The sequence below is a fragment of the Shewanella sp. 10N.286.54.B9 genome, assembly GCF_041468565.1.
GTDB lineage: Bacteria > Pseudomonadota > Gammaproteobacteria > Enterobacterales > Shewanellaceae > Shewanella.
The window spans coordinates 65,920-90,753 of sequence record NZ_JBFRIY010000012.1; the positions used below are offsets into that span (position 1 = coordinate 65,920).

The following is a 24,834-nucleotide window of genomic DNA, read 5'->3' on the forward strand; positions in this document are numbered from 1 at the left end:
GGCTTTCTTAAACATTCTAAAGATTACTTAGCAGGTGACTCGTCCGCATCACTTACGTCAGTTTTATTTTCTTCAGTGTCTTTAGTCTCTTCTTTTTTTACCGAAGAAGCACCGTTGCTGTCATTATCATCTGACTGCTGGTCTTTTTCCCACTCTGCAGGCATACGCACTTCACGACGCTGCATCAAATCTTCAATTTGATTTGAATCAATGGTTTCATACTTCATCAGTGCATCTTTCATTGCATGAAGAATATCCATATTTTCAGTCAGATACTTTTGGGCTCTGTCGTAGTTAGAGTCAATCAACATCTTAACTTCAGCATCAATGATCCGTGCCGTATCATCAGACATATGCTGCGACTTACCCATACTACGACCTAAGAAGACTTCATTTTCATCTTCAGCGTAAAGTACTGGGCCTAGCTTCTCAGAGAAGCCCCACTGCGTGACCATGTTACGGGCAATAGAAGTTGCATACTTAATATCTTGCGATGCACCAGTCGATACTTTTTCAGTTCCGTAGATAATCTCTTCAGCTAGACGACCACCATATGCAACAGAAATCTGGCTTTCAAGTTTACGTCTACTTTGGCTAATGGCATCCGCTTCAGGAAGGAAGAACGTTACACCCAGTGCACGACCACGTGGGATGATAGTCACCTTATGCACAGGATCGTGCTCAGGAACTAAGCAACCAACGATAGCGTGACCCGCTTCGTGGTATGCCGTCATCTCTTTCTCTTCTTCAGACATCACCATAGTGCGGCGCTCAGCACCCATCATGATCTTATCTTTTGCGCTTTCAAACTCTTCCATGCCAACAACACGACGGCTGTTACGAGCAGCAAATAGCGCCGCTTCATTGACAAGGTTAGCCAAGTCCGCACCTGAGAAACCAGGAGTACCACGGGCAATCACACTAGCTTTAACACCATCAGCCAAAGGTACTTTGCGCATATGTACTTTAAGAATTTGTTCACGACCACGAACATCAGGCAAACCAACAACAACTTGACGGTCAAAACGGCCTGGACGCAATAGAGCAGCATCAAGTACGTCAGGACGGTTAGTCGCTGCGATAACAATCACACCTTCGTTACCTTCAAAGCCATCCATTTCAACCAGCATTTGGTTCAATGTTTGCTCACGTTCATCATGACCGCCACCAACACCGGCGCCACGCTGGCGACCTACCGCATCGATTTCGTCAATAAAGATAATACAAGGAGCAGACTTTTTAGCTTGTTCGAACATGTCACGTACACGAGATGCACCAACACCAACAAACATTTCAACAAAGTCAGAACCTGAAATAGTAAAGAAAGGCACTTTCGCTTCACCGGCAATGGCCTTAGCAATTAGCGTCTTACCTGTACCTGGAGGACCTACTAACAAAACACCAGTAGGAATTCGACCGCCCAACTTTTGGAAACGTGTTGGCTCTTTTAGGTAATCAACCAGCTCTTTAACGTCCTCTTTCGCTTCATCACAACCCGCGACATCAGCAAAAGTCGTTTTAATTTGGTCTTCACTCATCAGTTTGGCTTTACTCTTACCAAATGACATAGCGCCTTTGCCACCACCGCCTTGCATTTGACGCATGAAGAATATCCACACACCTATAAGCAGTAGCATTGGGAACCAAGAGATAAAAATTTGGGTCAAGAAACCCGACTCTTCCGCTTCTTGGCCTTTCATCATGATGCCTTTACGGTCAAGATCATTGATTAGATCTAGATCCGGCATCGGCATAATGGTGACAAACTTCTCACCAGTACGCTTAGTCCCTTCAATGGTACGTTGATCGCTTTTCACTTCAACAGTACTAACCTGTCCAGCTTTTACGTCATCCAAAAACGTAGAATAATCCATCTTCTGCTTATTTGAAGAAGAGGGGGAATAGCCCTGAAAAACTGACATCAACACAACAGCGATGACAACCCAGAGAATTAAATTTTTAGCCATGTCACTCAAATTACTCGACCTCTTTTTAAAGTCTTTCGAAAACTAATGTTAGAGTACTTACGATAGATTACTATAACTTGTACCCAGTCGCCACAAGATAGACTTCACGCGATCGTGGTCGCGAAGAATCTGGCTTACGTGTTTTAACCGTTTTAAATGCTTCTTTTACTGCTTTCATGTATTCGTCAAAGCCCTCCCCCTGAAAGACCTTAACAGCAAAACAGCCATTAGGTGCCAAAACTTGATGACACATGTCTAATGCAAGTTCTACCAAATACATAGCGCGAGGTTGGTCTACCCCACCTGTACCACTCATGTTTGGTGCCATATCAGATAACACAACATCCACTTTAGCATCACCGACTCGGGTCAGTAGCGCATCAAGTACTTTTTCCTCGCGAAAATCCCCTTGTAAAAAATCCACGCCGACAATCGGATCCATAGGTAAAATATCACATGCGATAACTTTACCTTTGTCTCCGGCAAGTTTAACAGCCACTTGCGACCATCCTCCTGGTGCGGCGCCTAAATCAACAACCGTCATCCCCGGACGAATGAGTTTATCTTTCTCTTGGATCTCTTCTATCTTAAAGGCCGCTCTTGACCTAAAACCGCGCTTTTGCGCCAGTTTGACATAGTGATCATCGAAATGTTCTTGCATCCAGCGAGATGAACTAGCTGTTCGTTTTTTACCTGACATTTAAAATCCGCAACAATTGAGAGTTACACAAAGCATATATAAGGGTAGAATAGCGGCTTTTCAACAGTAACTCAGCATAAAGTTGGTATAAATGAACTTAACAACCAAACAAAAACAGCACTTAAAGGGTTTAGCGCACAGTTTAAAGCCTGTAGTGATGCTTGGTGGCAACGGCCTGACTGAAGGTGTACTGGCTGAAATTGATAGTGCACTCTCTCATCATGAATTGATTAAAGTGAAAATAGCCTCTGGTGACAGAGAGCTTAAAAATGCAATCGTCGACGCCATCGTACGTGAAACTCAAGCTGTTCAAGTACAGCTTATTGGTCACGTCTTAGTACTGTTTCGTCAGTCTGAAGAAATGAAAATTGCTGTGCCTAAGGCAAAGTAGTTAGCAAAAGCCTCTTTTATCCACCAAAGAAGTTTTAGCAAGATAGATAAAAAGAGCCGCTGATTATTCAGCGGCTCTTTTTTATTGTCTATACCCGTACTACCTGAAGATGCTCGTTTCAGAGGCATTGTGCCAGTTCAATTCTAGGCGCATTGACGTAGAAATGGTTATTCCCTTTTAAGTGAGTGCAACAACGAAGTGGGCTGGCACAAAGCCTTCTGCGATGGGTTTTAATGGACTTTACTCTGTGTTATTGATGTTACTAAGGGAACGACCATTAATCGCAATCAATGCCTTGATTAAAGCCCATTAAATTCCCACTGAATCCTGTATCTTCAAGTAGAACGGGTATAAAACTATGGCGTATCACTTATTGGTTTTACTTCATAGTGCTCAGCTTTTACGTTCAAAAATTCGGGCAAGCAGGTTCCTATTGAAATCGAAGATAGAGTACCAATCAAAATGCCTAAGAACATCGCTATAGAGAACCCCTCCAGTGGCGTCCCTCCCATAAACCACAACGCAGCGACAGTAATCAGAGTTGTACCACTGGTCACCATGGTTCGAGAAAAGGTTGCTTTTACCGCACTGCTACAGATTTCATCAATTGCCATCTTAGGTTTGGCAATTAACACTTCTCTAATTCTATCGGCAATCACTATCGAGTCATTGAGCGAATAACCTAAAATGGCCAATACTGCCGCCAAAATCGTTAAGTTAAACTCCATTTGCGTCAAAGAGAAAACAGCTAATACAAATACAACATCATGAAACAAGGCTAATAGTGCACCACTCGCCAGTCGCCATTCAAAGCGAAAGCTCAAATATACCAATATACACAGCATAGCCACTAGCAACGCTAAACCGCCCTGCTCTGCTAGCTCTTGGCCGATTTGTGGCCCCACAATACTTGAGTTAAGTACTTCAACATTTTCTGTTAGTGGCGCAAAAACACTGGCAATATTAGTGCTAGATTCAGCATCTACTTGGCTGTACCTCAGCACCCAACGTCCAGGCTCTCCGGCAGAGATAACACTCACCTCTTGTTCTGAATGTGCAGCCAAAAGCTGGCTAATCTGCGACGCTTGAATATTTGCATCAACTTTAACTTCGGTGACCACTCCGCCAGTGAAATCTAAGCCCCAATTAAAGCCGTTGCTAAAGATAATGCCTATAGAGGAGATCATAATGATCAATGACAACACACTCGAAAGGTAACGGGCTTTGGTTAATTTACTTATGTTAGATAATTTCATATTACACCTTCACATCACGTCTAAAGTCACGTCCATATACCCAGTTAACTAATGCTCTAGAAGCAAAAATACCGGTAAACATACTGGTTAGCAGGCCAAGTCCTAAGGTCAAGGCAAAGCCTTGGATCGGACCGTTACCAATCGAATACAACACAACTGCGGTTATCATAGTGGTAATATTGGCATCGATAATGGTCGAGAATGCGCTATCAAAACCTCGGTCAATCGCGTGTGCAAAGCTCCTTCCCTCACGTAGTTTGTCTTTAATCCTTTCAAAGATGAGTACGTTTGTATCAACTGCCATCCCCACAGTTAGTACCAGGCCAGCAATTCCAGGTAAGGTTAAAACCGCTCCTGGGATTAATGCCAGCAGGCCAAATAACAGCACCATATTTGATAGAAGCGCCACATTAGCTATCCAGCCTAAGCGGCGATACCAAAGCCCCATAAACAGTAATGTGAACGCCATACCTAAAGCCAAGGCAGCAAAGCCATTGGTTATGTTTTCCTCACCTAAACTTGGCCCTATCGTACGCTCCTCGACAATTGTCACTGGAGCTGTCATCGAACCCGCTCTTAATAAAAGTGCCAACTGCTGTGCGCTAGCATAATCGCCAGCGCCTGTAATACTAAAACGGTCTCCTAATTGCGAGCGAATCGTTGCCACGCTTATCACTTCAGTCGTCTGGTTAATTTTACCTTGCTCGTCTCGGCTATATTCGCTGTACGATGTCGCCATTGGCTTGCCGATATTGGCGCGAGAGAAATCAGACATCTTTCTGCCACCATCACGATCGAGGTGAATCACCACCTCAGGCAAGCCCATTTCACCGAGTTGAGCTCTCGCATCAACAATATGCTCCCCACCTAACACTGCGCGCCTTGCAACAGAGACTGGTTGCCCTTGCTCATCGTTGAGTGTTTTTGAGTTAACTGAGTTTGACTGCATCACCTGATAGAATGCGAGACTCGCTGTCGCACCAATCACCGACTTTGCTTCGGCGGGATCTTGTACACCTGGTAATTCAATGCGGATGCGGTGATCTCCTTGACGCTGAACCACAGCTTCAGTAATCCCCAGCTGCTCAATGCGGCTGCGCATAATCTGTAGGTTTTGTTTCACAGTGAGATCTTGAATATTATTTTTTTCAGCGGCAGAAAGCACAACGCTCAGCGAGTTCGCACCGTTATTACTCAATTGCCAGTTCGGATATTTTTGACTGATGAACGTCCGCAGAGCTTGTCGATGGCTTGAGTCCGCAGTCGTAATTTGTACTCTATCGCCAGCTTGCTGTTGTACTGTGACACCAGCTAGAGACTCATCCCTTACAAATTGACGAACAGACTCCACAAAAGTGTTGTAGTGCAGCTGATAAACAGGTTCTATTTCAACATCCAATAAGAACTGTACGCCACCACGAAGATCTAAGCCTAACTTTATCGGTGAAAACCCCAAGGACAGCATCCAATTAGGTGCGGAAGGCGCTAACATAAGCGTCAATTCAGATGGGTCTTGTACCTGCTTTGCAAGTAACGACTTCAGCTTTGCTTGCTGAGAGTTCTCTGCAAGCACAACTAGAGTTTCTCCGTGTGACTGGTCAATCCTTTTTACGTCAATACCTGAAGATATTAAGCGTTGCTGCAGCGCCAACGGTTCTACCTCAAGACCGGCATTCTTGCCCACTTGGATAGCGGAATCTTCACCATAAAATGTTGGTAGTGCACTGAAAAACATAATGGTGATAGTGACCACTAACAGCACATACTTCCATGCACTGTAATGGTTTAGAATTGTTGCTTTATTTTGTTTACTCATACTGTTTTGCTCTTTGTATTCACTAAAAACGCGAAAAAGAACTGCAGCACCCACTCAGAATGTTTTTAATACATTGAGTTCAATAAAGGGATATTGCAGTAACAACTATCAAGAGCAACGCTTCGCCATTAATGACTCAATCGAGTCATGTATAAAAACAGTAAAGCATCACAACAGATTCAAAGGCACTTGATTCAATACATAAGCTTGAAAGTACAAGTACGAGCTAATATCTGAAACTACGGTTTCTGACATCAAAGATGAACTGTTCTTGATAGAGAAGCCTGAAAAGGCTTATTGCTTGTTAGCTAAGCGGAGCGACTATGGGATAAACGATATAAAAGATTGGACTCTTTCCATGCGGAAAGCCTAGAAGATGAGCCATCGATGTGTAATTGCCAATCAACAGCAGGAGTGGAATCCATTCGATAACCGACAGTTAACGATGGAATCACCGGTGAAACGAATTCGAACGCGAGTTGATAGTCTGGTCGACTATGCAATCTCTCATGTTGCGCAAAACTCATAAAACGTTGAGATACAAGCGGTGCATATTCCGAGTGTGGTGGAAATGTGTGCTCGAGTTCACTCGCTTGTAAACCAGTTTGTGTACGCTCTTTTACAGTTGCTTTTTCAGAAGGGTCCAATAAAGTCAGACTCAAGGAGTCTTTAATAACCCAGTCCTGAACAGAAAATTGCGATGGTTCAACAAAGGTAACATCGGCAACAAAAGTTCCAGCGTTGGCTTGGTTTGAAGATTGGCTTGAAGGTTGAGAGTTATGTAGGTTTAGGTTTTCGGCAGACGCACTTGCTGACATAGGTGACAGTAAAAGCCCCCAAATAAGCAACAATATGGTTCCGACCATCCCAAACAATCGCACAAAACACCCTATAACTAAATTAGTTTAAGCTTATGTAAACACACTATCGCGATAACGCCAAGTATTGATAACTAAGCTTGTGAACCAGATTACAATCAAAAATATAAAGCCGCTATACTAGCGGCCTTCATTTAAACATCAAAGCTTAAGGTTAGATGTATTCTACTTTAATGATTTCGAAATCATTGGTGCCACCAGGTGTGGTAATAGAGATTTCGTCATCAACGCTTTTGCCCACTAAACCACGGGCAATGGGCGAGCTTACAGACAATAAGTTTTCTTTCACATTAGCTTCATCTTCACCAACAATGCGATAAGTCACTTCTTCATCGGTATCAATGTTTAAGATTGTCACAGTGGTTCCAAAAATGACGCGTCCAGTATTTGGCATTGTCGTCACATCAATGATTTGAGCATGTGACAGTTTGCCCTCAATATCACGAACTCTAGCTTCACATAGCCCCTGCTCTTCACGAGCAGCATGGTATTCAGCATTTTCTTTCAAATCGCCAAGCTCGCGGGCTTCGCCAATCGCTTCTGCAATTTTAGGGCGACGTTCGAACTTCAAAATATCTAATTCTTTACGTAGCTGTTCAGCGCCGATAATCGTCATTGGAACCTTACTCATAAGCTTCTTTCGTCTCCTTTAAAACAAAAGCAGTCCTCGCTGACGGTTTGCATGCCAACGGGATAAAAATCTGGTGGAATTGCGTTATTGTAAACGCTAAGCGCAAAACATGCACTCTATGGAATGGATAGAGCTTACTCAACCTTGCTCGGACTTGCTAGCAAAGTAAGATAAATTTTCGTTAACCGCGAACAAGTTCACCTATATGCAGCGTAATAATACCAATCAAAGTAAGTAAGTGTTCAGAAATAGCGCAGGAAAAACACTTGAGAACAAGGCAGAAATTTTCGATAAGTAGTTATTCTACAGTCAAAATTTTTAACGACGTTATCGAGTGCTTTAACAAGCTAGAGTGAACAGTTATTTACTACGATTGGTATAATACAATTACTCACAGTTAGATTTGGTATAAAAAAGGCCGCAATCAGCGGCCTTTTTCAAACATTAACGATTACTTAGTAATACGTTTATGCAGCTCCTGCACCGAACTTACATTTGAACGGTCATCTGCAGCATGCGCCATGCATGTTGCAAAAGCAGCGTTCAATGTCGTGGTGTAGTTCACTTTATAACGCAGTGCACCGCGGCGAAGTTGACGTGAGTCTTCAATCGCTTTACGACCTTCAGTGGTGTTAACAATGTAGGTGTATTCATCATTCTTAATACGGTCAAGAATATGAGGGCGACCTTCGTGAACCTTGTTAACCAAGCGTGGGTTAATACCCGCTTCACCTAAGATAACGGCTGTGCCGTGTGTCGCGTCGATTTCGTAACCAAGTTCAATTAACTTAGCCGCCAAATCTGCAACACGCGCTTTATCACTATTACGTACCGATAAAAGTGCACGTCCAGACTTAGGCACTTCCGAAGTCGCACCCAGTTGCGCTTTAGCATAAGCCTCAGCAAACGTGTCACCCACACCCATTACTTCACCGGTTGAGCGCATTTCAGGGCCAAGCAGTGGATCAACACCTGGGAACTTGTTAAACGGCAATACCACTTCTTTTACAGAGTAGAATGGCGGTATAACTTCCTCAGTGAAGTTTTGTGACTTAAGACTTTGGCCAGCCATCACTCGTGCAGCAATCTTAGCTAACGGAACACCTGTTGCTTTCGATACAAATGGTACAGTACGAGCTGCTCGAGGGTTAACTTCGATCATGTAGATCTCGTCATCCTTCACCGCAAACTGTACGTTCATCAAACCGATAACGCCTAGCTCCATAGCAAGCTTGCCCACTTGCTCACGCATGCGATCTTGAATATCTTGGCTCAAGCTATATGGCGGTAATGAACAACCAGAGTCACCAGAGTGAACGCCCGCTTGCTCAATATGCTCCATGATTGAACCAATCACTACCGTTTCGCCGTCACATACCGCATCGATATCGATTTCAATAGCATTATCAAGGAATCTATCTAACAATACTGGCGAAGCATTCGATACGCTAACCGCTTCATTAAAGTAGCGACGTAAATCCTGCTCGTCATAAACGATTTCCATTGCACGGCCACCGAGTACGTATGATGGACGAACCACCAACGGGTAACCAATACGTTCTGCAGAAATCACCGCACCTTCAACCGTTGTCACGGTATCATTTTCAGGCTGCTTCATGCCTAAACGTTCAATCGCTTGCTGGAAACGCTCACGGTCTTCTGCGCGGTCAATCGCATCAGGACTGGTACCAATAATCGGTACACCTGCCGCTTCTAAATCACGTGCAAGTTTAAGTGGTGTTTGACCACCGTACTGCACGATAACGCCTTTTGGCTTTTCGATACGTACGATTTCAAGTACATCTTCAAAAGTAATTGACTCAAAGTACAGACGATCTGATGTGTCGTAATCGGTAGAAACCGTCTCAGGGTTACAGTTAACCATGATGGTCTCGTACCCGTCTTCACGTAGCGCTAATGCAGCGTGCACACAACAGTAATCAAACTCAATACCTTGACCAATTCTGTTTGGCCCGCCGCCCAGTACCATGATTTTGTCACGGTTTGATGGGTTAGCTTCACACTCTTCTTCATAAGTAGAGTACATGTAAGCCGTATCGGTTGAGAACTCTGCAGCACAGGTATCAACACGCTTGTAGACTGGGTGAATCTCAAAACGAGTACGTAGTTTACGTACCTCAGACTCGCTGACACCCGCCAATGCTGCTAAACGTGAATCGGCAAAACCTTTACGCTTAAGCTTACGCAATACATCGGCATTTAAACCAGCAAGACCCGCTTCAGCAACTTGTGCTTCGCTCTTAAGTAAATCTTCAAGCTGTACAAGGAACCAAGGGTCGATATTAGTTAGCGCAAAAATATCATCTACCGATAAACCAGAGCGGAATGCATCGGCAATATACCAAATACGCTCAGCACCAGGCTCTTTTAGCTCATGACGAATGCGCGACATAGCGTCCGCTTCGGTGATGTCGATTTCAGGGCAAAGGCCCTTCTTACCGACTTCAAGACCACGTAGTGCTTTTTGCAGTGACTCTTGGAAAGTACGGCCAATTGCCATCACTTCACCAACAGACTTCATTTGAGTGGTGAGACGGTCATTAGCACCGGCAAACTTTTCAAAGTTAAAACGCGGTATTTTGGTAACAACGTAATCGATTGCAGGCTCAAATGACGCTGGCGTTGCGCCACCCGTAATATCGTTACTTAGCTCATCAAGAGTAAAACCAACAGCTAGCTTGGCTGCAATTTTAGCAATCGGGAAACCCGTTGCTTTTGATGCCAGTGCAGATGAACGCGATACACGCGGGTTCATCTCGATGATAACCATACGGCCATCTTTCGGGTTGATACCAAATTGTACGTTTGAACCACCGGTTTCAACACCGATTTCGCGCAGTACTGCAAGTGATGCGTTACGCATCAGTTGGTACTCTTTATCCGTCAATGTTTGTGCAGGAGCCACGGTGATAGAGTCACCAGTGTGCACGCCCATTGGATCGAAGTTTTCGATTGCACAAACGATAATACAGTTATCGTTGCGGTCACGAACCACTTCCATCTCGTACTCTTTCCAACCAATCAAAGATTCGTCGATAAGCAGTTCGCTGGTAGGCGACAGTTCCAGACCTTGAGAACAGATATCCTCAAACTCTTCTTTGTTGTATGCGATACCGCCACCGCTACCGCCCATGGTAAACGATGGGCGAATAATACATGGGTAGCCGACTTCAGCTAATACAGCACGAGCTTCATCCATGTTATGAGCGATACCTGCGCGAGGACACTCAAGGCCAATTGACTTCATTGCTTTGTCAAAACGGCTACGGTCTTCGGCTTTATCGATAGCATCGGCAGTTGCGCCAATCATATCGACATTAAACTCTTTTAGTACGCCACGGCTTTCGAGCTCTAACGCACAGTTAAGTGCAGTCTGGCCGCCCATTGTTGGTAAGATCGCGTCTGGACGCTCTTTAGCAATAATGTTACGGACAACTTCCCAGTGAATAGGCTCGATATAAGTTGCATCGGCCATCTCTGGATCAGTCATAATGGTTGCAGGGTTAGAGTTAACAAGAATAACTCGGTAACCCTCTTCGCGCAGGGCTTTACAGGCTTGAGCGCCTGAGTAGTCAAACTCACAGGCTTGACCAATAACAATTGGTCCAGCACCTAGGATAAGAATACTCTTTATATCGGTACGTTTTGGCATTGCTTAAATCTTCTCCCGGATGAATTTACTACTTGGCATTCTGGCGATACAGTTCAATCAAATCGATGAAGTGATTAAACAGTGGCGCGGCATCATGTGGTCCAGGGCTCGCTTCAGGGTGACCCTGGAAGCTAAACGCAGGCTTGCCAGTAAGGTGAATACCTTGCAATGAGCCATCAAATAGCGACTTGTGAGTCACTTTAATGTTGCCTGGTAAGCTTGTTTCATCAGCGGCAAAACCATGGTTTTGGCTGGTGATCATCACATTACCTTGCTCGATATTGCTCACTGGATGGTTTGCACCATGATGACCAAATTTCATTTTTAAGGTTTTAGCGCCAGAAGCTAATGCTAACAACTGGTGGCCTAAGCAGATCCCAAATACCGGAATATCGGTCTTCAAAATCTCTTGAATCGCAGTGATTGCATAGTCACAAGGCTCTGGGTCACCAGGACCGTTTGATAGGAAAACCCCATCTGGGTTCATCGCTAATACTTCAGATGCAGGCGTTTGCGCTGGTACCACTGTGACGTCACAGCCACGGTCAACCAGCATGCGCAAAATGTTACGCTTAACACCATAATCGTAAGCAACGACTTTATATTTAAGCTCAGCTTCAGCCTTATCTGACGGTAAACCGCCCACAAGACGCCAGCTACCACTGCGCCATGGGTAGGCTTCAGTAGTTGTTACTTCTTTGGCTAAATCCATGCCTTTTAAACCAGGGAACGCTTTAGCAGCTGCTAGCGCCTTGGCTTCATCAAGATCACCCACCAGAATACATCCTGCTTGGGCGCCTTTTTCTCGTAAAATACGAGTCAATTTACGGGTATCAATATCCGCAATACCAACAACATTGTTGGCCTCTAAGTATTCACTTAAAGATTGCTGATTTCGGAAGTTACTTGCAATAAGAGGCAAGTCCCTAATAATAAGGCCACAAGCATGAACAGACGACGATTCAGTGTCTTCATCATTAGTGCCAGTATTACCAATATGTGGGTAAGTGAGGGTTACCATTTGACGAGCATATGATGGATCAGTCAAAATTTCTTGATAACCAGTCATTGAAGTGTTAAATACCACTTCACCAACAGACATCCCTTCAGCACCAATTGCAGTGCCAGAAAAAACGGTTCCATCTTCAAGTACGAGTAAGGCAGACTTTGTCAACGCGACCTCCGGAAAGAGCCAAGCCATTGAAATACAATGTTTTTTGTGTTTTTTTAAAATACCAACTTTCGCTAAAATACGAAATTTTGACAAATTCCGCCGATTTTATACGTAAAACTGGCACTAGTCTATAGTGGAACTGTACTTTAAAAAAAAATAACTGTTCTCACATAAAAAAACCGCTAATAGCGGTTTTGAATATTTATTGTTTTAAGCCAAGGACTTGTTGCATATCATACAGCCCCGAACCTTGAGCGCTGAGCCAGGAAGCTGCACGCATAGCACCATTAGCAAAAGTCATTCGACTCGATGCTTTATGGGTGATTTCAAGACGCTCACCAATATCAGCAAATAGTGCAGTATGTTCGCCAACAATGTCACCAGCACGAACGGTAGCAAAGCCGATGGTTTCTCTATCACGCTCACCGGTAATACCTTCACGGCCATAAACAGCACACTTTTCGAGATCACGCCCTAAGGTTTCGGCGATCACTTCACCCATTTTAAGTGCTGTGCCTGATGGTGCATCTTTCTTGTATCTGTGATGCCCTTCGATGATCTCAATATCGCTGTAATGCCCCATCACTTCAGCCGCAACTTCTAACAGTTTCCACATTAGATTAACGCCAACAGCCATATTGGGAGCCATTACAATAGGTACTTGTTCTGAGTACGCTGAAATCTGCTCTTTTTGAGCATGATTGAAACCAGTAGTGCCAATCACAATGGCTTTGCCATGTTTAGCACACCAATCGGTATGGATCACGCTAGCCTCAGGCGAGGTAAAGTCAATGAGTACATCAAAATCATCAACGGCCTTATCTAGTGAATCAGTGATTGCAACATTCATTGCCCCCACACCTGCAAGCTCGCCAGCGTCAACTCCCATTAACGTTGAACCCGCACGCTCAATCGCCGCGCCTAACAAAATAGCATCATTTTGTTTAGCCGCTTCAATAAGAGTTCGTCCCATGCGGCCACTGCCGCCGGTAATCGCCACTCTTACTCTTTCAGTCATCTCAGTACTCCTAACTAATTGTCAAAAAAAAGCCTAAGTATTAACTTAGGCTTATTGGCTAACTTAGATAATCTCTAACAATTCAACTTCGAATACCAAAGTTGAATATGGTGGGATTGCAGCGCCAGCGCCACGCTCACCATATGCTAAGTGCTGTGGTACGCAAAGCTTCCACTTAGAACCAACAGGCATAAGTTGTAGTGCTTCAGTCCAACCAGCGATAACGCCGTTAACTGGGAATTCAGCTGGCTCGCCACGAGCAACAGAGCTATCAAATACATCACCAGAGATGAATGTACCGTGGTAGTGAGTACGAACAGTTGAATCAGCGTTTGGCTTGTCACCATTACCTTCGGTAATGATTTCGTATTGAAGACCAGACTCTAAAGTCACAACGCCTTCACGTGCGCCGTTGTCAGCAAGGAACTTATCACCAACTTCTGATGCAGCAGCGGCAGCTTCTTCTTGCACTTTCTGGATACGTTGGCTGATTTCAGTGAATGCGATTTGCATATCTTGCATAGCCACTACACTTTCTTTACCTTCGAAAGCGTCAGATAGACCCAATTGAACGGCAGAAATATCGATACCTTCAAACGAGTTAGCAGCTAGTTGCTCACCTAGTTGACGACCAACACCGTAACTTGCTTGCTCTTCAATTGTACTGAACTTATCAGACATAATGATTTTACTCTCAATGATTCATGAATTTTCGCGCGCCAGTTTAGCACATTATCTGTGATATTCCCCTAAAAAGGGAAGCTAATTTGGCCTTTGACAAGTATTTTTCACACTGACACGATTCGCTTCATAAAGCGGTTGAGCTTTGGCCTGCATTTGTTGTAATTGTGCAATACGTTGTCCGTGTGACGGGTGGGTCGATAACAGTTCAGGCCCCTGCTCTCCGCCCGCTTTAGCCATATTCTTCCATAGCTCTACGCTTTGTGCAGGGTTAAAGCCTGCCTTAGCCATTAGCTCTACCCCGATAATATCGGCCTCTGATTCTTGGTCGCGACCATAAGGTAAGATGTAGCCGACTTGTACTCCGAGCCCGAGCGCAGCCATATATAGGCTCTTATCTTCAATACCACCAGCGCCTAGGGCAACATCAGCCAGTTGCATCCCAGCACCAGTTAGCTGTGCACGCGACACCTGCTCATTACTGTGGTTTGCTAACACATGCGCCACTTCATGGCCGATTACAGTGGCTAGCTGATCAGAATTGACCGCAACATTTAGCAGGCCAGTGTAAACACCTATATGACCACCAGGCAGAGCAAAAGCATTGACTTGTTCAGATTCAAATACCACCACCTCCCACGGTAAGCTTTGATCAGGTAATGCAGCGGTTATCCTATCCGCTACACAGCTGACATAGTTGTTCGTTGCTTTGTTTTGACTGACCTTTTCTTGCTGCTTTAATTGTGCAAATGAAGCATCACCCAGCTGTGACATCTCTTGTGATGAAAACAGTAAGGTTTGACCACGACCAGTAGGTGATTGGTGAGTCGCACACCCCGACAGCAGCAGTACCGAGCTAATAAATATCAGTAATCCTTTAGTCATATACTTGATTCCATATTGCTAATAACAAAAAGCCTCGCAATTGCGAGGCTTAAATTATAGAACTATTTAGTGCGTTATTAGCTATTCAAATCTTGAAAAAACTTTTTAACACCATCGAAGAAACCTTCAGCTTTGGGGCTGTGTTTCTTTGACTGGCCAGTTAATGTTCCTTCAAATTCGCGCAATAGCTCTTTTTGACGTTCGTTAAGGTTAACTGGCGTTTCCATCACAACTTTACACAATAAATCACCAACAGCATGACTACGAACTGACTTAACGCCCTTACCACGCATGCGGAACATACGTCCAGTTTGCGTTTCAGTTGGGATCTTAAGATTAACTTTGCCATCTAATGTTGGCACTTCAATCTCGCCGCCCAATGCAGCCTTGCTAAATGAGATAGGCACTTCACAGTAAAGGTTGTTGCCGTCACGTTGGAAGATTGCATGCTCGCGAACACTAACCTGAACATATAAGTCGCCAGGAGGTGCACCAAACTCGCCCGCTTCACCTTCGCCAGATAGACGAATACGGTCGCCAGTATCAACCCCGGCAGGGATCTTAACTGATAATGTTTTACTCTTCTCTACGCGACCTTCGCCATGACACTTATTACAAGGATCTTTAATGATCTTGCCGCGGCCATGACAGGTAGGACAGGCTTGCTGTACAGCAAAGAAACCTTGACGCATCTGCACTTGGCCTTGGCCATGACAGGTACCACAAGTTGTCGGTTTAGAGCCTTTCTTAGCGCCAGTGCCGTCACAAGGTTCACAAGCAACCAATGTTGGGATACGTAGCTCTTTACTTAAGCCTTTAACCGCTTCCTCTAAAGAAAGCTCAAGGTTGTAGCGCAGGTCACTACCGCGCGCCGCTTGACGTTGTCCGCCACCGCGACGCCCACCACCGAAGATATCACCAAATACGTCGCCAAATACGTCGCCGAAATCAGCTCCGCCATGACCGCCACCGCCACGATTTGGATCCACGCCAGCATGACCGAACTGGTCATACGCCGCTTTCTTATCACTATCGGTTAGGATTTCATAAGCTTCTTTAACTTCTTTAAAGCTAGCTTCTGCTTCTTTATCACCTGGGTTGCGATCTGGGTGAAACTTCATTGCTAAACGCTTATAAGCTTTTTTCACTTCGCGTTCGCTGGCGTCACGTCCGACACCTAATACTTCGTAAAAATCTCGCTTTGACATAATCTCATGCTTTCTTTGCTGGAGTTGCACGAACGGGCGTAAGAGTTACCTCCAACGCCCGCTTGAATAAATTAGGGATTAACCGTCATTATTTTTTGTCGTCTTTCACTTCTTCAAACTCAGCGTCAACAACATCATCACCTGCGTGAGCATCTTGTTGCGCTTCGCCTGCGCCTTCTGGTTGACCTTGCTGTGCTTGCGCTTTAGCTTGGGCAATTTCCATTAGCTTAGAAGAAGCTTCCATTAGCTCTTGAGTTGCTTTTTCAATCGCTTCTTTGTCGCTACCTTTAGTGGCAGTGTCAACGTTAGCCATTGCAGCTTCAATCTTCTCTTTTTCGTCAGCTGGTAGTTCTTCGCCGGCTTCTTCGATCTGCTTCTTAGTTGCGTGAACCATGCCATCAGCTTGGTTACGTGCTGTGACTAGCTCTTCGAATTTAGCATCTTCGTCAGCATGTGCTTCAGCATCACGAACCATAGCTTCAACTTCTTCATCACTTAGGCCTGAAGAGGCTTTAATAGTGATGTTCTGTGCTTTACCAGTCTTCTTGTCTGTAGCAGATACATGCAAGATACCGTCAGCATCGATGTCGAATGCAACTTCAATTTGTGGCATGCCACGTGGAGCTGGTTCAATGCCTTCTAGGTTGAATTGACCTAGAGACTTGTTACCGCTTGATTGCTTACGCTCACCTTGCAATACGTGAATAGTCACGGCTGCTTGGTTGTCATCTGCAGTTGAGAACGTTTGCGAAGCTTTAGTCGGGATAGTAGTGTTCTTCTCGATAAGCTTAGTCATTACGCTACCCATAGTCTCAATACCTAGAGACAGTGGCGTAACGTCTAGTAGCAATACGTCTTTAACGTCGCCAGATAGTACGCCCGCTTGAACTGCAGCGCCGATAGCAACGGCTTCATCTGGGTTAACATCTTGACGTAGCTCTTTGCCGAAGAATGAAGAAACTTCTTCACGTACTTTAGGCATACGCGTCTGGCCACCAACAAGAATCACTTCGTTGATATCAGAAACTGAAAGGTCAGCATCTGCTAGGGCAACTTTAAGTGGCTCAAGTGAGCGAGTAATTAGGTCTTCAACCAGTGACTCAAGTTTTGCACGAGTGATCTTAACCACTAAATGCTTAGGACCTGTTGCATCAGCAGTGATGTAAGGCAGGTTAACTTCAGTTTGTGTTGTGCTTGAAAGCTCAATCTTCGCTTTTTCTGCAGCTTCTTTTAGACGCTGCATGGCTAGCGGATCGTTACGTAGGTCAAGACCTTGCTCTTTTTGGAACTCTTCAGCAAGATACTTAATCATACGGTTATCAAAATCTTCACCACCTAAGTGAGTGTCACCGTTAGTCGCAAGTACTTCAAACGTTTGCTCGCCATCAACACTGTCGATTTCAATGATAGAGATATCAAATGTACCACCACCTAAATCGTATACAGCAACGATGTTGTCACCTTGCTTCTTATCAATACCGTATGCTAGTGCAGCTGCAGTTGGCTCGTTGATAATACGCTTAACTTCAAGACCAGCGATACGGCCAGCATCTTTAGTCGCTTGACGCTGAGAATCGTTAAAGTAAGCAGGAACAGTAATAACCGCTTCTGTGACTTCTTCACCTAAGTAATCTTCTGCAGTTTTCTTCATCTTCTTCAAGATTTCAGCAGAGATTTGTGGTGGAGCCATTTTCTTACCTTGAGCTTCTACCCAAGCATCGCCATTATCTGCGCCGATGATTTTGAATGGCATGATGTCAACGTCACGTTGAACTTCATCATCTTTAAAACGACGACCGATAAGACGCTTAATAGCAAATACGGTGTTAGTTGGGTTTGTTACCGCCTGACGTTTTGCAGGTTGACCAACTAAAGTTTCATCAGCAGTGTATGCGATGATTGAGGGTGTAGTACGATCGCCTTCAGCATTTTCTAATACGCGAGCTTTGTCGCCGTCCAATACTGCAACACAAGAGTTTGTTGTGCCTAAATCGATACCAATAATTCTACCCATGGAGTCCTCCGAAATCTTATCTAAACTAAATTTGTTATCTGGTAATAGAAATGGGGTCAGACTGAATCGTTTTCAAGTCTTAATTTTTTACCCATTTCGTCTCTTGGTTACCTATATTGGGACGTTTGAAACGAATACAAGGGAAAAGTGTAAATTTTGTCATTTGATTGCATTTTATTGATCTAAATCTCAGTTCACTAATATGCACAAACGTATAATGCATACAATCGGAGAAGTAGTTGTGCAATCTATGTGGTCTGACCGTGTTGCACGTATATATGTAGTCTCGACGTAGTAGAGTAATAAAAATTGAAAAAATCCCATCAGGCTTATGCTTTCGGCATAGGTGCAATACTGCTGTGGTCGACTGTCGCCACCGCTTTTAAACTAGCATTGTCGCATTACACGCCGTTACAGTTGGTGTTTATTGCGGTAATCACCTCTATTGTGGCACTTGGAGTGATCCTTGCCATGCAAAGTAAACTATCACTCGTACGCAAGCAATTTGCTAATCGACCACTGTTTTATTTGCAAACCGGTTTGCTTAGCCCTTTTCTATACTATTTAGTATTGTTTAAGGCCTATGACTTACTGCCAGCACAACAAGCATTGTCACTAAACTATACGTGGGCGATTCTGCTGCCTCTATTGTCAGTACCTTTATTAGGACAAAAGCTAAGAAAAAGTGACGTTGTTGCGGCAGTCGTTGCTTACCTTGGGGTATTTACCATTGCGACTAAGGGCAATTTAACGGGTTTTCAATTTGAAAGTACTGCAGGTGTGTTACTGGCTCTAACCAGCACATTACTGTGGTCACTGTATTGGATAGTCAACACTAAGGACAAAGGCGATCCGGTCGTCAGTTTACTGCTGAGTTTCTTAGTAGGACTACCTTTTATAACCATTGCATTGTTGACGACGCAAACCTTACCCGCTTGGGATCTCGAGGGCATGTTCGCTGGTGTATATGTTGGCTTATTTGAGATGGGAGTGACCTTTGTGCTGTGGCTTGTCGCGCTTAAAAAGACTGAACGCACCGCCAGTATTACCACATTGGTGTTTATCACCCCAGTACTGTCAATCGGCTTTATAGCCTGGATATTGCAAGAAAACATTGAAGAATCGACCTATATCGGTCTTGCACTGATCTTGTCGGCGCTGGCATTGCAACAGCTACTGCCAAAACTTGGCAAGTGGCGCGCCAACAAACGCGCGCCAGTGTAATGGTAATGCAGCAATAAGAGTTAATAAAAAAATCGGCAAACGCCGGTTTTTTTTATTCTTTAACGACAAGTTGAAGTTACTACAGTTTAGTAACGATAACCTCGCCAACACCGACATCAACCGTGAGTGATGCCTCGCCAGCTTGGTCATTGTTCGAGTATGACTGCGCCACTAAGCTTCTCTTAACAGTGAGGTTTTTCCCCTGCTCACTGATTGATACATCGCCTACTCCTGAATCAAGATCAATACTGCTATAGGTAACTTGATGTTCAACAATGGCACTGCCTACTCCCAACGAGATTTCAACATCATTAGTCATACCGCTAACTTCAATTGCGCCAACACCAACCTCTAATGACAATGCTGCTTGCTTTGGTAAGTACACCGTCCATTGCTGCTCAATATTATCTTGTTCATTTAAACTAAGATTGAGTGCTTTGGTTGTTAGCTTTGACTCGATAGCGATATCACTAAGATTTGTATCGCCCCAAAAGAACAGCCAATTGGTGTCTGAATCTTCAACTACCACCTCAATTTTTATCTCATTACTGTCAGTGGCAACAAACTTAGCTGAACCAATCCCCATATCAAGGCTTACCTGTTGGCCATCATATTGATAACTCTCGCTCAAGGTTCGGGTTGATGCAGCCATCGCTGCCGTTGATGTCATTGCCAATATAAGGAACAGTGTTGTAAATAAGCGGGAAGTCGTCATGGTAAAGTCCTTTTGATTATCTTTCATTTATTAACAATTGAATTGCAATCGACAGGCCAACTTTTTATTCACTTTAAACTCAATAACTTAACACATCCTTATTGACATTAAGTAGATAAGATTATGTTATTCCACACTAGTTAATAGCAATTCTGACCACCTCAGGTTTGAATCAGCTGCGCACAACGAATATGAAATAGAGAGTTATCAGGGCAATAAAAAGGCCGCTTATAGCGACCTTTTATGACGAGTAGCTTTAAAACAAAGCTTCAATGCATTATTGAGTGAGTTGAATAGCCAATGATTAGCCTCTTACAGTGTAATCTCCCCAAGCCAACCACTTATAAGTGGTTAACGCTTCGAGTCCCATCGGGCCGCGAGCATGTAGCTTTTGAGTGCTGACCGCCACTTCTGCGCCTAAACCAAACTCACCACCATCGGTAAAGCGGGTACTGGCATTAACGTAAACCGCAGCAGAATCGACCGCATTCATAAACTCGCTAGCTGTATGGATGTTGTCAGTCAAAATAGACTCAGAGTGACCACTTGAATAGTGACGGATATGCGCCACGGCATCTTCTAGGCTATCCACCACCTTAATTCCGAGGGTTAACGACAACCACTCAGTTGAGTAGCTCTCTTCAGTGGCTGGTAATATCTGTTGTTCATTATTAGCCATCACCGCTTGAGCTTGCTCACAGCCATAAAAGCTCACGCCTTTTGTTGCAAGATGCTTACACAATGCAGGAATAAAGTGCTTAGCATTAGCTTGATGTACCAATACCGTATCGAGTGCATTACACACCGTAGGCCGTTGCACCTTGGCATTTTCAATAACGGCTATCGCCTTTTCGAGTTCCGCCTGCACATCAACATACAGATGACAAATACCGATGCCGCCCAAAATAACGGGAATGGTGGCTTGCTCAGCACAAAGACGCTGCAGATTCTGCCCGCCTCGCGGTACAATCATATCGACATACTTATCGAGTTTCAGTAGACCAGACACCAAGCTTCTATCTGGATTATCAATGAGCTGTACGCAATCTTCAGGTAAACCTTGCTCCGTCATTGCGCTGCGGATCACTTTGCATAATGCTTTGTTTGAGGCCAAGGTCTCTTTACCACCACGCAGAATAACCGCGTTGCCCGTCTTTAACGCTAACACTGCTATATCAACAGTCACGTTCGGACGTGCTTCGTAAATAACACCAATAACCCCGAGTGGTACACGGCGGCGAGACAAACGCAGGCCGTTATCAAGTAGGCGGCTATCAATCTCACTGCCCACGGGATCGGTTAGGCCAATCACATTATCAATATCAGCTATCACGCTAAGTAAGCGCGGCTCATCGAGCAACAGACGATCAATCATCGCCTCAGATAAGCCGTTTGCTTTTGCTTGTTCAACATCTTGTTGGTTAGCCGCAATAATCTCTGTTTTAGCGTAAGTCAGCTTACTCGCGATACAACGCAGCAATGCCGTCTTTTGCTGACCCGTTAGGCTTGCCAGAGCATAGCTTGCATTCTTTGCCTGTTCACCTAACTTATTTAGAAACTCGCTATTACTCATAACACCACCATATCGTTGCGATGAACCACTGCGTCACCGTAATCATAACCGAGCACCAACTCGATGCTATCTGAATGTTTGCCCGCTATTAGGCCTAAATCTTTCGAGCTATAACGGCTCATGCCTTTGGCGCAGACTCTACCAGCACTATCTATTAACTCAACGGTATCACCGCGTTGGAACAAACCGTTTATCTCGGTAATGCCTTTCGATAGCAGGCTTTTGCCTTTATCCGTCACCGCGGCAACTGCGCCAGGATCGAGCCGAATTTGACCTCGTGTTGCAGGGCCTGCCAAAATCCATTGCTTGCGGCTTTCTAACGGGTTTTCTAACGCAGTAAAATGGGTACCCACCGGTGTTGAACAGACCACTTTTTGAATCACATCTTTATGGTGTCCAGAAGCAATCACCACCTCAACACCCGCACGACGAGCAATATCAGCCGCCTCAAGCTTGGTTGCCATACCGCCTGTCCCCAAGCCTGAAACTGCGCCACCTGCCAGCATACGCAGGCTATCGTCAATATTAACCACTTCAGTGATTAGCTTTGCATTAGGGTCATTTCGAGGATCGGCATCAAACAAACCTTTTTGGTCCGTTAGTAGAATAAGCATATCCGCATCACAAAGTAGCGCCGCACGTGCAGATAAGTTGTCGTTGTCACCCACTTTAATTTCCGTGGTCGCGACAGCGTCATTTTCATTAATAATCGGGATAATGCCGTTAGCCAGCAGCGCGTTTAAAGAGTCTCTGGCATTGAGATAACGCTCTCTGTCGTGCAGGTCGGCGCGAGTTAGCAATAACTGGCCAACATGCAAACCGTAGATACTAAAGAGCTGCGACCAAGCCAAGATAAGCTGGCTTTGACCAACCGCTGCTAATAATTGCTTACTTGCCATGGTATCGGGGAGTTCGGGGTAGCCTAAATGCTCTTTGCCTGCGGCGATAGCACCTGAAGTGCAAAGCACGACTTCAACACCCGCTTTCATCAAACTTGCCATTTGGCGAGCAAGTTCAACTAAATGTGCTTTATCCAATTTGCGGCTGCCAGAAGTCAACACGCTCGTTCCCAGTTTTACCACCACGCGGCGGTAAGCAATCTCACTTAAGTTCATTATTATCTAGCTAAAATACATTGAATAAACCTTATACCCAATCTAGGTTTGAATTGGTAGTGAGTACCCACAAAGAGCAGAAATAAATTAGATGAATTGGATATATCTCATATTATTGCCGCTTTACAGTAAGCTTTGCAGCCCATTAACTTAGCTAGCGTACAAAAGGCAAAATAAAAGCCACCCGAGGTGGCTTCTGTAACGATCAACAATATTCAGCTGTTAACAAGCATATTTAGCCATAGATGAACTTTGCCACAAACAGCGCGGCTAAAATTACCACACCAAGGCTTAAATCTTTATAACGACCACTCATCAGTTTTATCACCGCGTAAGAGATAAAGCCCATCGCAATACCCGTGGCGATAGAGAAAGTCAGTGGCATTAAAATACAAACCACCACTACTGGCGCCGCTTCAGTGATATCTTCCCACTCAACATGCACAAGGCCTGACATCATCAAAATAGCCACATAGAACAGTGTACCTGCTGTCGCGTAGGCTGGCACCATACCAGCAAGTGGCGAGATAAACAGTGAACCTAAAAACAGCAACCCCACCACAACGGCAGTTAGACCGGTTCTTCCACCAGCACTCACGCCTGCTGTACTTTCAATATAACTGGTGGTGGTTGAAGTTCCGAGCATAGCACCTGCAATCGTGGCGGTACTATCAGCAGTCAGTGCACGGTTTAAACGCGGCAATTTGCCTTTATCATCTAAAAAGCCACCGCGCTGAGCAACGGCAACTAACGTCCCCGAAGTATCGAACAGATCCACAAACAGGAATGCAAAAACCACCGACAGCATACTCACTTCAAGTACACTCGACAGATCCATCTTCATAAAGGTCGGCATAATTGAAGGCGGCGCTGCCACTATGCCTTGATACTGTACATCACCAAACAGTAGACCCAGTCCTGTAACTGCCAATATGCTAATAATCACCGCAGACTTCATGCCTCTATGCACCATGGCAATAATCAAGAAGAAGCCCAGTACCGCCATCACAGCTGGAAAGGCAGTCACATCGCCCATTGTCACTAAAGTCGCAGGACTAGCAACCACAATACCCGCACTTTTAAGGCCAATTAGCGCTAAAAATAGACCGATACCGGCTGCAATACCTAAGCGTAATGAAATTGGAATACTATTGACTATCCACTCACGGATACGAACCAGTGAGAGTACTAAAAAGCAGATCCCTGAGAGGAAAACCGCGCCTAATGCTGTTTCCCATGTGTAGCCCATTTCACCCACAACCGTGTAAGTGAAAAACGCATTCAAGCCCATGCCGGGAGCAAGCGCGATTGGATAGTTAGCGACAATCCCCATTATCAAGCAACCAATTGCCGCCGCCAAACAGGTAGCCACAAACACAGCTCCATGATCCATACCCGCATCGGCAAGCATCATAGGGTTAACAAAAATAATATAAGCCATGGTTAAAAAAGTGGTTAATCCCGCTACAACCTCTTGTTTTAACGATGTTTGGTTCTGTTTTAGTTTGAATAGTTTTTCTAGCATGGAACAAGGTTCCTTGATTTTTATTATGTAGGGTTAATACAGTTTCTACTGTCATATAAATGTTTACGAACTGTTAAGGACGCACATTTTTAGGCGATTATACGGGCAGATATCAGTTGATGCTAGCGATTTGCTTTAGCTTAGAACCAGCTAATTTAAATAGTGTTTTTTAATCGGAGGACAAACAAAGTTAAGTGGGTTAACAACACATATATCGGTAGCTTTCAGCTATCTATTGAGAACAGGTTTGCTCTGCTCTCAGGATAAAAACTCATTTTGAGACTCGAGGGGAGTAAAGCTAAAGAGTCTAAAAGTCAGTAAGGGTTAAGAGAATATATGGCAATGGGACGTAATTCAGCTGCATTGAGCTTTTGCAAGTCGCCGTGAATA

The 24,834-nt window shown here is 44.5% G+C and carries 19 protein-coding genes; 2 read left to right on the forward strand and 17 right to left on the reverse strand.

Translation table 11 applies throughout. From position 1 onward, the window contains the following. Window positions 1-23 precede the first annotated feature (23 nt). On the reverse strand, window positions 24-1,967 hold the full coding sequence (gene ftsH, locus AB4135_RS03800) for an ATP-dependent zinc metalloprotease FtsH (RefSeq protein ID WP_371990442.1): 1,944 nt from the start codon (window positions 1,965-1,967) through the stop codon (window positions 24-26). A gap of 70 nt (window positions 1,968-2,037) precedes the next feature. Next, the gene (gene rlmE / locus AB4135_RS03805) at window positions 2,038-2,667 is read right to left on the reverse strand and encodes a 23S rRNA (uridine(2552)-2'-O)-methyltransferase RlmE (protein ID WP_020911382.1); all 630 of its coding nucleotides are present in this window, start codon (window positions 2,665-2,667) and stop codon (window positions 2,038-2,040) included. 91 nt (window positions 2,668-2,758) lie between these two features. On the opposite strand from rlmE, the gene yhbY reads away from it, so the two are divergent. Then, the gene (gene yhbY / locus AB4135_RS03810; RefSeq protein WP_020911381.1) at window positions 2,759-3,058 is read left to right on the forward strand and encodes a ribosome assembly RNA-binding protein YhbY; all 300 of its coding nucleotides are present in this window, start codon (window positions 2,759-2,761) and stop codon (window positions 3,056-3,058) included. Between the two features lie 356 nt (window positions 3,059-3,414). On the opposite strand, the gene secF is transcribed toward yhbY, so the two are convergent. The 11 genes from secF to dnaK all read right to left on the reverse strand — a co-directional run bounded on the left by secF (window position 3,415) and on the right by dnaK (window position 18,292). Further along, a complete protein-coding gene (gene secF, locus AB4135_RS03815) occupies window positions 3,415-4,314 on the reverse strand; it encodes a protein translocase subunit SecF (protein ID WP_371990445.1) in 900 nt (299 codons plus the stop codon). Window position 4,315: 1 nt separating this feature from the next. Then, window positions 4,316-6,130 (reverse strand): protein translocase subunit SecD, encoded by a 1,815-nt coding sequence (gene secD / locus AB4135_RS03820; protein WP_371990447.1) that lies wholly within the window; start codon window positions 6,128-6,130, stop codon window positions 4,316-4,318. A gap of 308 nt (window positions 6,131-6,438) precedes the next feature. Next, window positions 6,439-7,011 carry a hypothetical protein gene (locus AB4135_RS03825; RefSeq protein WP_371990449.1) on the reverse strand — a complete coding sequence of 191 codons (573 nt, stop codon included), beginning with the start codon at window positions 7,009-7,011 and terminating at the stop codon, window positions 6,439-6,441. Between the two features lie 151 nt (window positions 7,012-7,162). After that, window positions 7,163-7,639: a transcription elongation factor GreA gene (gene greA, locus AB4135_RS03830; protein WP_371990451.1), complete on the reverse strand. Its 477-nt coding sequence runs from the start codon at window positions 7,637-7,639 to the stop codon at window positions 7,163-7,165. Window positions 7,640-8,090: 451 nt separating this feature from the next. Beyond that, window positions 8,091-11,312: a carbamoyl-phosphate synthase large subunit gene (carB, locus tag AB4135_RS03835; protein WP_371990453.1), complete on the reverse strand. Its 3,222-nt coding sequence runs from the start codon at window positions 11,310-11,312 to the stop codon at window positions 8,091-8,093. A gap of 28 nt (window positions 11,313-11,340) precedes the next feature. Continuing rightward, on the reverse strand, window positions 11,341-12,513 hold the full coding sequence (gene carA, locus AB4135_RS03840) for a glutamine-hydrolyzing carbamoyl-phosphate synthase small subunit (RefSeq protein ID WP_371990455.1): 1,173 nt from the start codon (window positions 12,511-12,513) through the stop codon (window positions 11,341-11,343). 175 nt (window positions 12,514-12,688) lie between these two features. Next, window positions 12,689-13,504 (reverse strand): 4-hydroxy-tetrahydrodipicolinate reductase, encoded by an 816-nt coding sequence (gene dapB / locus AB4135_RS03845; protein ID WP_248973189.1) that lies wholly within the window; start codon window positions 13,502-13,504, stop codon window positions 12,689-12,691. Window positions 13,505-13,567: 63 nt separating this feature from the next. Next, window positions 13,568-14,185: an FKBP-type peptidyl-prolyl cis-trans isomerase gene (locus AB4135_RS03850; RefSeq protein ID WP_371990457.1), complete on the reverse strand. Its 618-nt coding sequence runs from the start codon at window positions 14,183-14,185 to the stop codon at window positions 13,568-13,570. Window positions 14,186-14,266: 81 nt separating this feature from the next. Beyond that, window positions 14,267-15,070, reverse strand: coding sequence for a M48 family metallopeptidase (locus AB4135_RS03855; protein WP_371990458.1), 804 nt, complete (start codon window positions 15,068-15,070; stop codon window positions 14,267-14,269). A 77-nt stretch (window positions 15,071-15,147) separates the two neighbouring features. Then, the gene (gene dnaJ / locus AB4135_RS03860) at window positions 15,148-16,278 is read right to left on the reverse strand and encodes a molecular chaperone DnaJ (protein WP_371990460.1); all 1,131 of its coding nucleotides are present in this window, start codon (window positions 16,276-16,278) and stop codon (window positions 15,148-15,150) included. A gap of 88 nt (window positions 16,279-16,366) precedes the next feature. Beyond that, on the reverse strand, window positions 16,367-18,292 hold the full coding sequence (gene dnaK, locus AB4135_RS03865; protein WP_371990462.1) for a molecular chaperone DnaK: 1,926 nt from the start codon (window positions 18,290-18,292) through the stop codon (window positions 16,367-16,369). Between the two features lie 309 nt (window positions 18,293-18,601). On the opposite strand from dnaK, the gene AB4135_RS03870 reads away from it, so the two are divergent. Further along, complete coding sequence (locus AB4135_RS03870; protein ID WP_371990463.1) at window positions 18,602-19,516, forward strand: DMT family transporter; 915 nt, start codon at window positions 18,602-18,604, stop codon at window positions 19,514-19,516. A gap of 79 nt (window positions 19,517-19,595) precedes the next feature. Here AB4135_RS03870 and AB4135_RS03875 read toward each other — a convergent pair whose 3' ends face one another. The 4 genes from AB4135_RS03875 to AB4135_RS03890 all read right to left on the reverse strand — a co-directional run bounded on the left by AB4135_RS03875 (window position 19,596) and on the right by AB4135_RS03890 (window position 24,444). Then, complete coding sequence (locus tag AB4135_RS03875; protein WP_371990465.1) at window positions 19,596-20,231, reverse strand: hypothetical protein; 636 nt, start codon at window positions 20,229-20,231, stop codon at window positions 19,596-19,598. Window positions 20,232-20,535: 304 nt separating this feature from the next. After that, window positions 20,536-21,804: a glutamate-5-semialdehyde dehydrogenase gene (locus AB4135_RS03880; protein ID WP_371990466.1), complete on the reverse strand. Its 1,269-nt coding sequence runs from the start codon at window positions 21,802-21,804 to the stop codon at window positions 20,536-20,538. Further along, entirely contained in the window at window positions 21,801-22,919 is a 1,119-nt protein-coding gene (proB, locus tag AB4135_RS03885) for a glutamate 5-kinase (RefSeq protein ID WP_371990467.1), read from the reverse strand. Before proB ends, AB4135_RS03880 begins: the two co-directional genes overlap by 4 nt. Before the next feature lie 235 nt (window positions 22,920-23,154). After that, a complete protein-coding gene (locus AB4135_RS03890) occupies window positions 23,155-24,444 on the reverse strand; it encodes an NCS2 family permease (protein WP_371990469.1) in 1,290 nt (429 codons plus the stop codon). Between the last annotated feature and the right edge of the window lie 390 nt (window positions 24,445-24,834).